Origin of the sequence: Pedobacter sp. ASV28, assembly GCF_016428855.1 — a bacterium.
Lineage (GTDB): Bacteria > Bacteroidota > Bacteroidia > Sphingobacteriales > Sphingobacteriaceae > Pedobacter.
In genome coordinates this window covers 21,275-33,001 of sequence record NZ_JAELTN010000054.1, presented here as the reverse complement: position 1 = coordinate 33,001, position 11,727 = coordinate 21,275, and the positions used below count along the sequence as shown (strand labels likewise).

The window sequence follows — 11,727 nt, the reverse complement described above, 5'->3', positions numbered from 1 at the left end:
CACATCTACACTATGGCTCGATCGTCGGCAGCGTCAGATGTGTATAAGAGACAGGAGCACACCCATAGCAAGGGCAATTCGGTAACAAGTAATAAGCTGGTCGATAGAAATTACCTGTCGCTGTTTCCCTCCATCTTTATCAAGCAGGAGCTGAATAAGAACAACAGTCTTAATTATTCTTATAGCCGCCGCATAGACCGGCCAAGTTACCAACAGTTGAATCCTTTTGTGCTTTATTTAGACCCTTATACCATAGATAGCGGTAACCCTTATTTAAATGCACAATTTACCGATAATTACGAATTGGCCTATAACTATAAGGAGATATCATTGTCATTCAATTATGCCAATGTAAAAGGAATGATCACACAGGTGAGCAGGCAAAATGATGCGACCCGCCAGATAGAGGTTCAGCGGCAGAACTTTGGTCATGCCAATTTGTACAATGCCAATTTGTATCTACCTATCAAGGTAGGCAAAAAATGGACCATGCAGCATAATTTTTCAGTGGCTTACCAAGATTATGAAGATGCTAGCCTGGTGGGTGGACTTTATCAAAAGTCTAAGGTTTCCTTTAATTTTAACGCCTCGCAATCCTATATGTTTTCTAAGACTTTTAGAGCCGAAGTAAGTTTTTGGTATGACTCACCAAGGGTACGTGGAGTAGAAGAAACTACCATTCCGCAGTATGCATTAAACTTGGGCCTTCAAAAAACCTTGCTTCAGAATAAAATGAGATTACGTCTCAGTGTAGATGATATTTTGGCTACCAACCATTGGGAAGGACGCATGCAATACCAGAATGTGAACATGTATGTGACCAATTATTACAATAGCCGAAGGGCTTCGTTCAGTGTCAATTACAGCTTTGGCAACCAGCAGGTAAAATCCGCACGCAGTAGAAAAACGGCTATTGATGATATCAAGGGCAGGACAGGTGGATAGAACGGTGCAAGAGATGTTGGATTTACCTGACCTATATAAATAAGACAGAAAATGGTTTACACTAAATGATATACTGATGAAAAAAATAAAAATAATCATGTTTGGGCTTCTCGTTATGCTGATGACAGCCTGTAACCTAAATTCCGGTGGACTTTCTGTTACGGTTAAAAAAACAGATGAACGTTATGAGTTTAAGGCTACTTATCCCGATCGTAAAACGGCTAAGGTAAACGACTATCTTAAAAAAGCCTTTAAAAACGAAGATTCTGCCTTGTTTGTACAGGTAGAAGGAGGAAAAGAAGTGATGTTGGCCAATGGTACTACTTTTTACATTAGAAGTAACCCGGGTATTATAGAGTTGGAATTACTCAAACAAAAAAATACGCCTGTAGGCTACCATTATTTCGAGGAGCTAATAGAAGGTATAAGAGATGTTTTAAAATGAGACTAAAGTAATCTTTACATACAAGATGAATTTTTTCTCTTGCATTGAAGGGACAATTAACTAGGTGTAAAAAGAAGATATTTAAAAAACTTTGAGTCATTGAGTACCTTACGCAATAGGGGGTGAAACTTAAAGGTTTAATCTAAGATGATTTATGGTAACTTTGAGCATAGATTCCCCTAGGCATCGGTATGAAAGAATATGGTGGTTTTCTGAATCTGCCATTGCCATATTGGAGCAGATAGCTAAGTACTTGAATGCGTATTTCATGGTTCTGAAATTGACTCAGAACCATGAATAAACTTTAGAATATGGCAAACAGGTTCTATTTTACCGTGTACCTTAATACGGTACGGCCAATATTGCCATTCTTATCAATACCCTCTACTACGGCTTTGTAGCTGCCCTTTCCATCAGCATTGTAGAACTCAAAGCTCACATTGCCTTTTTCATCGGTAATAAGCTTCGGGTTCCAATAAATGGTCGTTCTTAGGTCGTTGCTGGTAATAGGGGCATTGGGTAGGTATTTGGGCGAGTAAAACTCCCGCTCTTTGCTGTAGCCCATTGGAGTATATTTGATTTCGTACTTTTTGGGAATCATTTCCAAGAAATCTTGCTTGGAAATCTTTTCACCTTTAGGTGCTTTTTTGGTATTGATAACAATTACCCCTTTGGTATTATACATTCGGTCTACAGTGCCCAATGGATCATTTAAGAATATTTCTATCGATTCTACTTCCGAAGCATTGGTGCCATTAATGGCATTGGCATCTATAGGCATACCGTTCAAGAAAATAGAGGCAGGTGTACGACTTCCTGCATTGTAATCTCTGGTGATATAAAATTTCTGCTCATTAAGGTCGTAGGTAAAGCTCGGTGCTCTCATTTTTATGCACTCCAATAGCAAATTACATCCTTCTAATGAATTTCCATCAATAAATCGGTCTGGAATAGCGCTCAGACCAGATAAAGAGGCGTGATCTGAATGGCTTGGTTTTTTAATGGCGGCTCCCTTAATTTCAACGGTTTTAAGTGTGCGCATAAACCTATATTGTCTTTGACTGTTGCTCAGGTACGAAGACATTACCGTGTCAATATTCTCTATTTGGTCGGGCCAATGGAGATTAGCACCTTTGGCCGCACTGGGAATCCCATCCAGCATAATCATAAGATTGTTGTAATTGGGATTGTACCTCGCACTGACAACTACTTGAGAAGAATCTGGAAAGTTCAGGTCTTTGAAGTTAAATACGCCTACATTACTGGTGATAGTCTGGGCTGAAATCGGCTTGCCCGTAACCATCATTCTCATGGCGCCTTTTTTGATAGGCATGCCCGTTAGATCTCTCAAAGTGCCGGAAATATTAATGCCTTGTTCCGGTAAAAGAAAAATTTGGGGATATTTATTGGCGAGTATGTCTTTGTATAAAAACCTGCGATAGCCTTGGGTAAGCATAAGCTTATCTAAATCGGCCAGTTTTTTATCATCGGTTTTGTTGAAATAGTAATTCGGCTTTTCAATATAACCCTTTAGGTCTGAAGTAAGCAATAGGGAACTCAGAATAGTCGTTTCGTTATTTTCATCAATGGGCACTTTTTGTTCATCGGTAACGGTAACCGAAAAATCACCAGCTATGGGTTGTCCCTTACCCTTGGCATCGAGTGTAAGCTTTACTTTTTGACGTGGCTTATACGTTGGGAGATCGGCTTTTAAAGCCAAATTCATGGCATCGGCATGTAGCACAAAGACCAAACGTTCGCTTATGGGTTGGCTCTGATCGTCAAACAGGGTAAGTTGGGCAATGCCCGAAGGGAAATTTTGTTTTGGTATTTTGGTAATGATGACTTGATTTTTTAAGCTCAATTTGGCGGCATAGCACACAGCGTTGCTATTTTGTGCTACAATAAAGAATGGTTTTTCCTTATGAGCCTCAAAGAAGGAAGTATTGGCCAAAATCTTAAGGTTAATAAACTCTGGAGTAGAATTAGCAACTTGTAGGGTAATTCCAGAAGGAGCAGCATTAGGCAGGTTGATGGTTTTTGAACTTCCGTCTTTTAATGTGTACTTGGCCTTATAGGTTTTGCCTTGTTCTGGCGAGATGAAAAAAGTACCAATGCCTGCAAAAGAGGAAGTAAATGTAGAAATCTCAATATTTTGATCATCTATTATACTACCTTTTACGTCTACGCCTAGCCCAGATGAATTTACAGCCTTAAATCCAACTTGATTGGGTATGCCGCTAATCAGCTCGCCGCCCTCTGGGAAAAATTGGAAATCTACCGTATTTTCTATCTGCTTGAGGTTAAAACTAGCGCTGGCCAATTCTTTCTCAGCCAAGCTTACATCGGCCACTATGGTGCCTCTGGTAATCGGATCTCCGGGTTTGCTATTTACGGTAACAGTTAAGAAGCCGTTTTGATCGGTGGTACCACGGCCACGGGCAAATACATCGTAATTGTGGAAGATACGCCAATTTACTGTTTTATTGGCCAGCGGTTTTTTGCCCATGTCCTTAAATTGGATTCTGGCAGTGGTTTTGATGCTTTTGTCTACCGTAGCATTGCTGTAGCTGATATTGGTGATCAGCTGCTTATCTATAGCTTCTCCAATTAGGATGTTTTTCGAGAAAAAGTAATCGGGATCAAAGTTCAGCATCCATAAAGTATAGGCCCTAATGTAGTAATTGCCCTGTTTGTAATTATTCATGGACAAGGGGATATTGCCATAGGCAACACTGTTTTTTATCGGAAATTTTACGGTCTGAACCAAAGAATCGATGGCATTATAGACTTCTACATATACTATTTTACTGAGTTGCGAGGGGGTATTATAGGTGGAGGTAACATAGGATTTAAACCAAATGGTGTCTCCAACAGCGTAATAAGGTTTGTCAAAATGAAGGTATACTTTTTCTATAGGCTGCTCTTCGGAAAGTCTTTTCGTCTTATTGATGATATTGCCTAAAGCAATGCTGTCTTGTTGGGCTGATGCAGATGCGATGGTAAAGCAAACGAGTAACAGTAGAATTTTCGTAAATTTCATTTATAAATAAGATTTGCCAGTACAATGTGTGCTAAATATATCGATTATTAGCCAAGATGAAGGTTCATTGGGGAAACTTTAACAAATTTTTACAATAATTTGGACAAGGAAAAATGGCATATTTCTACCTTATTATTGTTTCCTAGTGCACGGTGTCGAAAGCTATGGTTTGCTGACCATAACCTCTTTACTCCACTTAGGCCAGCAAGGATATTTAGGGTGAAAAGAAATGGATGGATAGCTAGAGAGCAGATCATGCATGGGCGATGTGGATATAATTATCCATTTCCAGCTTGGTGAAGGGGGGGCTACTGAAGGAGCGTTAAGGGATCTCTCTGAACAATTGATGTTGGTAAACGAAGGTGCCCTAAAAGCTTAGCCATCATATTTCCAAGTTAGATGGTGGTTGATGACAAGTAGGCTTTTTGGACACCTTATTATTAAATGAATACAGGTAGGCTAGTATTCGATTATAAAATCAGATTTGGCCTGGCGTATCTTTTTAAGGTTAACCAACCAGTCGTTGGAATCATCACGATAACCTAGTGGCAATAAGGTTACGCTTCTTAGCCCCTTTTCTTTTAAGCCCAATATTTCGTCTACTTTTTCGCCGTTAAAACCTTCCATAGGTGTAGTATCTACATGAAGTAGTGCGGCTTCGGCAATGGCCATGCCAAACCCAATATAGGCCTGACGTGCTGCATGCTGAAAATTCTCTTCTGCCGGCCTGGTTAGGTACATGCTTTTTAAGCGTGCAACATAATCGGCAGTGGCCTCGCTAGGAAGACCACGTTCCGTATTGGTCCTGTTGAATACTTCGTCTATGTTTGCTTCGGTATAATTTTCCCATGCTGCAAAGATCAATAGATGGGAACAATCTACAATTTGCGATTGACTATAGGCATGAGGTAATAATGCCTCTTTTACTGCAGGGTTGGTAACTACAATAACTTTAAAAGGCTGTAGGCCCGATGAGGTGGGTGCCAAACGTGCAGCTTCTAGAATAAGGTCTACTTTTTCCTGTGGAACGGCCTGGCCATTCATTTTTTTGGTGGCATAACGCCAGTTTAATGCTTCGATTAAGCTCATGATAATTTTTTAGAGATTGATATTTTTAATAAATCCTTGTATAGCATCCAATAAAATTTGTTGTTGCATTTCATCGGGTGCAGCGGTAAGGTTAACCATATTGATCGAGGTTAGTCCATGCAGTATAGACCAAAGCGTATGAAACTTTAAAAATGTTCTTTGCTGGTCAGATATATGTATGAGGTTGGTTAAAGTAGCGATCAAGATGCTGCTAAATTCACCAATTTCCTCAATTTCCCTTGCTTTTTGGCAACTGGGGATGCCTAAGCCGAACATCATTTTATAATAGGCCGAATTTTTAAATGCGAAATCAAAATAAGCAAGGGCCATTTGCGTCAGCTGCATTTCGGAATCGGTGTATTTTGCGCTGGTGTTTTGCATGGCCATGGCCAGCATGCTAAAGCCCTGTTTAACAAATTCTTCCTGTATGGCATCCTTGCTTTCGAAATGATTGTAGACTACCGGTAAGCTGTAGCCAATAGCATCTGCTATTTTTCTAATTGAAACCGCTTGCCATCCTTCTTGCTGTACAATATGCTCAGTAGCTTGGATAATGGCTTTTTTTACCATTTCTTTTTGCTTTAACCTACTTTGTGTTATGACCATCGATTAAAAGTTAACACCGTTAGCAAAAGTAGTATTTAGGTGTTTTAAGTCGTCTTATAAAAAAATATTTTTGACCAAAATATGATGAATGAGCAAGTTGTGTTTTTTAAAACAATTTGTCTTAAAAAGTGTTGTTTTTTATGTTAGCATAGTTTTATGTTTGCCAAAAATTATAAGACAATAAAACCCGTACTTGTTGATTGCCTTTTTCATTGACGTTTGTATAAGATGAAAATAGTAGGAGAAGTAGTTGATTGGTGCACGTTTGTTATGAAGGTTCATTGTCCATTGATTAAAATATAATATTAAACAGAATGAAAAAGCTTTTATTAGCCGCCGTATTATTGGCAGGCGTGTCGCTCGGTACCTATGCCCAAGAAGGAAGAGGTTTTTATTTGAAACCTACTGGAAGTTATTTTATAAAGGTAACTCCGGTTGAGTTTCCCAATGTAGGCCCTTTGCAACCCAGAGATATTGTAATTGCAATCAATCCCTCTACTTCGGCACAAACGGTAGTTTCAGAGCGAACGATTACAGGTTCCTTCGGACAAGGCTGGCGGGCTGGTTTAACCGGAGGTTTTAGGTTTAACAACGTGGTTGCTTTTGAGATGGGCTTGAACTATTTTAAAAGTGAAAAAAAGACCATGGCCAAGCAAGCAGCTTTTATTGGAACTACACAAGTACTGGCTTTGGAGGCTGTAGGACAGGTAACAGCATTAGATGTATCTCCAACTATTGTATTCAACTTGCCCACCGATAAAAAATTTAGACCATATCTGAAAATGGGGGCAATAGTGCCGATTTATGGCTATTTAGAACTTCATACTACCGCTACAGACCAGACAGGGCAAATTGCACAGACGGTGAACCCTAATTTTGCTGCGGTTACCTTGACCCGTGAAGAAAGGGTAAAGCCTAAGCCTACTATAGGTTTTATTGGCGCCGCAGGATTTAATTATCCGATAGGAAAGAAGCTAAGCTTCTTTAGCGAGATAGAATACAGGAATGTGTCTGTGAACAGCAAGGATAAGGAAGTGAGGAAATTTGATGCTGTAGGCACTTTGGGGAATGGAGCTAAAGTGAATGTAGGGATAAATGACCTACCCACTGCGGTAAGGGAAACTAATTATCATAAGTCTATTAACCAAAATTCTAATATTCCGGGAAACGCCAATTACGATCCGAATAAGCCAGGAGACGATTTGGCATCCTACATTAATATTGGTGGTCTGGGCTTAAATGTAGGCATAAAGATAGGGCTTTAAAGCTTTAGCTTTTATCTAAAAAATAAGGTTGTTCAAAACATACACCGTTATTTCTATAAAATTGGGAACCTAATATAGCATGAATTAACCTTGCTTTAAGGTTTTCCAACCAAGTTAGAAAGGGAATAATTTTTTGAACAACCTTCTCTGGTAAACAAGCTAGTGTTTCAATTTGGTTTTAAATAGCTTTTCTAGCTTATCCATTTTGGGCAAAATTACTGCTCTGCAATAAGGTTGTTCTCCATTTCGTAGGTAATAATCCTGATGGTAATTTTCGGCAACATAAAAAGTTTGGGCTTTTTCTATGGTAGTAACTACCGGTTTCCCAAAAGCATTTTCCTTGTTCAAAACAGCTTTGTATTTTTCGGCAATTGCCTTTTGTTGCTCATTGTGATAAAAAATGACAGAGCGATATTGGGTGCCTACATCAGCACCTTGTCGGTTTAAAGTGGTAGGGTCATGTATCTTCCAAAACACTTCCAATAATTCTTCATAGCTAATTTTGGCAGGATCGTAATTGAACTCAATGACCTCGGCATGATTAGTGGTACCGCTGCAAACTTCCTCATATGTCGGGTTTGGCACATTTCCACCTTCATAGCCAGATCTTACATTACTTACACCGTTTAGTCGTTGAAAAACAGCTTCAGTGCACCAAAAACAGCCCATTCCAAAGGTTGCTTTTTCCAATTTGGTCTTTTGGGCATCGGCCTCTATCAGCGAGAAAAGTATTAACGTCATAATGATTAAATGTTTCATGTGAATTATATCTATAGGTAATTATACGTAAAACAAGGCGCAATAGTTTCCTGAAAAAGTAAAAAAATAGAAATGTATGCTAAGGTGATGAAATTATGACTGTTAATAACTTAATCTATTGTCTATCAAATAATTTTTATGGAAAATAAAAAACAAATCCTGTTTATTAACATAAATTTCTAAATTTAACTGAACATTAAATCAAAAACATATGTCAACACCTTATATTCCGTGTTTAGATTTAAACACCTACATAAATGGAACGGAAGAACAGCGTAAAAAATTTTCTGACGAACTGGGTAAGGCTTTCAATGATTCTGGCTTTGTGACCATTACCAATCATGGTGTTAGTCAAGAACTGATCGAGAAGCTTTATAAGAACATTAAAGAGATGTTTGCTTTGCCGGTGGAAACTAAACGTAAGTACGAAAAACCCGAGCTGGCAGGTCAGCGTGGTTATACAAGTGCAGGTAAAGAAACTGCCAAAGGCGCTAAAACTGCCGACTTGAAAGAGTTTTGGCAAATTGGTCAAACGGTAAGCGATGGCGATCCTATCAAAAATGAATATCCTGAAAACGAAGTGGTAGATGAAATTCCGGAGTTTAATATCATAACCAGGGAAATTTACCAGAAACTAGAGGAAAATGGTAAACATTTGTTGCGTGCCATTGCTACTTATCTAGGTTTGCCTACTAATTATTTCGATAAGCATGTGCATAATGGAAATTCAATTTTAAGAGGGATACACTATTTTCCAATTGAAAATCCAGATGCCTTAGCTGCCGATGCGGTGCGTGCCGGAGCACACGAAGATATTAACCTGATTACGCTATTGATTGGTGCGAGTGCAGATGGACTGGAAGTATTGACCCGTAGCAATGAATGGCTGCCTATTAAAGCCCATCATACCGATATTGTGGTAAATGTGGGCGATATGTTGCAGCGCTTAACCAATAATAAACTGCGTTCTACTACACATAGGGTGGTAAATCCACCGCGTGAGCTGATGAAAACTTCACGTTTTTCAGTGCCTTTCTTCTTGCACCCACGTAGTGAAATGGATTTGACCAGTTTGGAGTCGTGCATTGATGCAGCGCATCCTAAGGTCTATAGTGATATGACTGCAGGAGAGTATCTTGATGAACGTTTAAGGGAAATTGGTCTGAAAATGTAATTTCTGTCTTCCCTTTTGAAGAAACATTTCGATATTCAAGAATGTGATAGGGCCTTACGGAGTTTAAACTCCGTAAGGCCTTTTTATTGATTTCTTCTTAAAGTATTAAGTACCTCCGTTGTGGAGAAACTGGTGTTAAGAAGTGCAACTTGAAAATTGAAATTGGTTAGCGCTGTTTGATTAATGTATCTACCCTGACCGAATCTGTAGGCTTGGTTTTATTTTCTATAGGAAGAGGCTTGGCCACTGGTTTTGATATAATAGGCTTAGGTGCATCATTTTTGTTTAAGTTGTTGTTGGTGGTACCTGTTTTCGGCATAGTGGCCTTAGCAACAGGTTTGGTTGCCGCTTTTCTGATCGGCAGCCCCTTAATGATATCTGCTTTGCTGGTTGGCCTAAGTTCCGGTTTCCAGATGAAGCCTGTAAGCAGGCTTTCTTTTGGCAGTTTGTCCATAGGCGTAACGGCACCCTCAATTTCCCTAATGGTAATAATGTCTGTTAGCTCTTTGTTGTCAAACCTGAACCTGATACGGCTACTTACAGTCTGGTTTAAATTGTCATATTCTCCCTTGTTGTTCTTACTGTAATAAATGCTTTCGGCATTGCCATCTACATACATATTGCGCAGCTCACCGTCGTTAAAAAAGCCGGTAATATGCTTACCTTTTACCTGATTGAACTTGGTGGAATCTGTTTCTACATTTACGATAAAAGCATTATTTAGCACCTGGACCGTATGGACCTTATTGTTTTTGAAAAATACGTTAATGGTGTCGCCGGTTTGCTGTGTGCCATTTGACCATAAAATGGGATTCTTGTACCAACGCAGGGTAGAATCGGCAGCAGTGTAAAATAGGGAGTCGGCCTTGGCCTGCATATTAGATTTGTAGACCCTAACTTGGTGATAAGCTTTAATCACCCTAGACCTTACCGTATCTGCAGGATTAAGGATTAGACTATCTTTAATTGAAACATCTGCTTTTTTAGCTAATGTAGGTACGGTTGTTTGGCCTACCTTTTTGCCGTTCTTGTCATTAACGGTCTTGATCGTTTTTTTGTCGATTTTTATCGAATCTTTTTTATTGGCGATAGTTGTTTTTGCCAAATGTAGCAAACTGTCTCGTTTAATACTATCTGTAAGTAGGTTATCTTTTTTAAGTGCAGTACTGTCGGGAAGCTTTAATGGCAATGTTTCCGCGGCGCCTGGTAGTTTGCCTTCTTTCTCTGCTTTTTTTCTTTCTTTTCTGCTCAGTTTTGGTGCGGGTTTGCTTCCGTTCTGCGCCTCCTGAGCTTTAGATTGTTTGTTTTCTAGCTGGAGCTGCTTCCTTGCTTCGGCTTTCTCCTTTTCCTTTTCTGCTTTTGCTTTTGCCTCTTCCGCTCCAATTTCATTATCTTTTTGTACAACGGGTTTAACCAATAAGCTAAGGTTCTTTACCAAGACCCGCTGACTTTCTAGGGTATCTGCGCCCATCCATAAAGTATCGGGTATTTTTTTATTGTTTACCACAACGCTATCATTGGTACCCAAGCCAAAATAGGCATTTTTGGTAACCACTACGCGTTCATCGGCCTTATAGTATTCACCTAGCTGGCCTCTTAAAAGGGTATGGTCTTTAGTGTCTATAAATACAATGTTTTTTACCGCTCTGCCATAGCCTCTCTTCCCGTAATAATATAAGCTGTCGCCTTTTAGAGATTTACTGCCATTGGTGTAAAGGTTTTTTTTGCCAAAATAGGCATTTTCACTTTTTGTATTATAGGCGCCATTTTCTGTGTAGAGGTTATCGTCTTTACCTTTGATATTGGTAGGTCCATAAAAATAGGTCCAATTGGTAAGCGTATTGTAGCGTAAATCTTCAGAAGTGATGGTTGATTCTGCAGATACGACCAAGACATCAATTTTAAAATAGGCATCTCTACTATTGGAGAAATAATAGCCTGTTTTACTGGTGATGGTTGCATCTGGTGTTACCAATTTTCCACCTTCCTTGTATTCACCAATTTTGGCCACCATATCATAATCTAGTATGTTGGTGGTGAGTGTGTTTGTTCTGTCTACAAGTTTTACATTTTTATTTAAATGTGCTTTTTTTGCGTTTCCATCATAGTTCAAAAAATCGGAATAGATGTTGAGCGTATCCCCTTGATTGATCCTTACGTTTTTAAAGGCTTCAAAGTAATTTCTTTCTCCATATAAAACGGCACTATCGCAAGTTAAGATAGCATTTTCATGCCTGAAAGTTGGATTTTTAAGATAGGTGATGCTTTTTTTTGCATCTCCATTGGCAAAATCTGCCCTTTCTAAAAAAATCTTGGTCCGCGTTTCTTGTTGCGCTAGGAGCAGAATAGGGCTAAACAATAAAAGAAATAGAAGGCGTAACTTTTGCACGGTACAAATTTA

The 11,727-nt window shown here is 39.1% G+C and carries 9 protein-coding genes; 4 read left to right on the top strand and 5 right to left on the bottom strand.

Translation table 11 applies throughout. The features are described 5' to 3' along the window. Both JHD79_RS17440 and JHD79_RS17435 read left to right on the top strand, forming a co-directional pair. Positions 1-945 (top strand): outer membrane beta-barrel family protein (locus JHD79_RS17440; RefSeq protein ID WP_199120584.1); only part of this gene is annotated, 945 nt, incomplete at its 5' end. Between the two features lie 76 nt (positions 946-1,021). Next, on the top strand, positions 1,022-1,390 hold the full coding sequence (locus JHD79_RS17435; RefSeq protein ID WP_199120583.1) for a hypothetical protein: 369 nt from the start codon (positions 1,022-1,024) through the stop codon (positions 1,388-1,390). Positions 1,391-1,715: 325 nt separating this feature from the next. Here the strand turns inward: JHD79_RS17435 and JHD79_RS17430 are convergent, their stop codons facing one another. The 3 genes from JHD79_RS17430 to JHD79_RS17420 form a co-directional block, all read right to left on the bottom strand. Further along, the gene (locus JHD79_RS17430; RefSeq protein ID WP_199120582.1) at positions 1,716-4,433 is read right to left on the bottom strand and encodes a carboxypeptidase regulatory-like domain-containing protein; all 2,718 of its coding nucleotides are present in this window, start codon (positions 4,431-4,433) and stop codon (positions 1,716-1,718) included. Positions 4,434-4,892: 459 nt separating this feature from the next. Further along, a complete protein-coding gene (locus JHD79_RS17425; RefSeq protein ID WP_199120581.1) occupies positions 4,893-5,522 on the bottom strand; it encodes an NAD(P)H-dependent oxidoreductase in 630 nt (209 codons plus the stop codon). A gap of 9 nt (positions 5,523-5,531) precedes the next feature. Continuing rightward, a complete protein-coding gene (locus JHD79_RS17420) occupies positions 5,532-6,128 on the bottom strand; it encodes a TetR/AcrR family transcriptional regulator (RefSeq protein ID WP_199120580.1) in 597 nt (198 codons plus the stop codon). 314 nt (positions 6,129-6,442) lie between these two features. On the opposite strand from JHD79_RS17420, the gene JHD79_RS17415 reads away from it, so the two are divergent. Continuing rightward, positions 6,443-7,393: an outer membrane beta-barrel protein gene (locus JHD79_RS17415; protein WP_199120579.1), complete on the top strand. Its 951-nt coding sequence runs from the start codon at positions 6,443-6,445 to the stop codon at positions 7,391-7,393. A 159-nt stretch (positions 7,394-7,552) separates the two neighbouring features. Here the strand turns inward: JHD79_RS17415 and msrA are convergent, their stop codons facing one another. Continuing rightward, positions 7,553-8,134, bottom strand: a complete 582-nt coding sequence (gene msrA, locus JHD79_RS17410; protein ID WP_233164768.1) for a peptide-methionine (S)-S-oxide reductase MsrA — start codon at positions 8,132-8,134, stop codon at positions 7,553-7,555. 229 nt (positions 8,135-8,363) lie between these two features. Here msrA and JHD79_RS17405 point away from each other — a divergent pair, with 229 nt between their 5' ends. After that, positions 8,364-9,326: an isopenicillin N synthase family oxygenase gene (locus JHD79_RS17405; RefSeq protein ID WP_199120577.1), complete on the top strand. Its 963-nt coding sequence runs from the start codon at positions 8,364-8,366 to the stop codon at positions 9,324-9,326. Positions 9,327-9,492: 166 nt separating this feature from the next. Here JHD79_RS17405 and JHD79_RS17400 read toward each other — a convergent pair whose 3' ends face one another. After that, positions 9,493-11,715: an OstA-like protein gene (locus tag JHD79_RS17400; protein ID WP_199120576.1), complete on the bottom strand. Its 2,223-nt coding sequence runs from the start codon at positions 11,713-11,715 to the stop codon at positions 9,493-9,495. Positions 11,716-11,727: the final 12 nt, after the last annotated feature.

Bases quoted from the DNA above. Each gene is read 5' to 3' on its own strand.
- JHD79_RS17420 (WP_199120580.1), bottom strand. From the start codon at position 6,128: ATGGTCATAACACAAAGTAGGTTAAAGCAAAAAGAAATGGTAAAAAAA.
- msrA (WP_233164768.1), bottom strand. From the start codon at position 8,134: ATGACGTTAATACTTTTCTCGCTGATAGAGGCCGATGCCCAAAAGACC.
- JHD79_RS17425 (WP_199120581.1), bottom strand. From the start codon at position 5,522: ATGAGCTTAATCGAAGCATTAAACTGGCGTTATGCCACCAAAAAAATG.
- JHD79_RS17415 (WP_199120579.1), top strand. From the start codon at position 6,443: ATGAAAAAGCTTTTATTAGCCGCCGTATTATTGGCAGGCGTGTCGCTC.
- JHD79_RS17435 (WP_199120583.1), top strand. From the start codon at position 1,022: ATGAAAAAAATAAAAATAATCATGTTTGGGCTTCTCGTTATGCTGATG.
- JHD79_RS17405 (WP_199120577.1), top strand. From the start codon at position 8,364: ATGTCAACACCTTATATTCCGTGTTTAGATTTAAACACCTACATAAAT.
- JHD79_RS17430 (WP_199120582.1), bottom strand. From the start codon at position 4,433: ATGAAATTTACGAAAATTCTACTGTTACTCGTTTGCTTTACCATCGCA.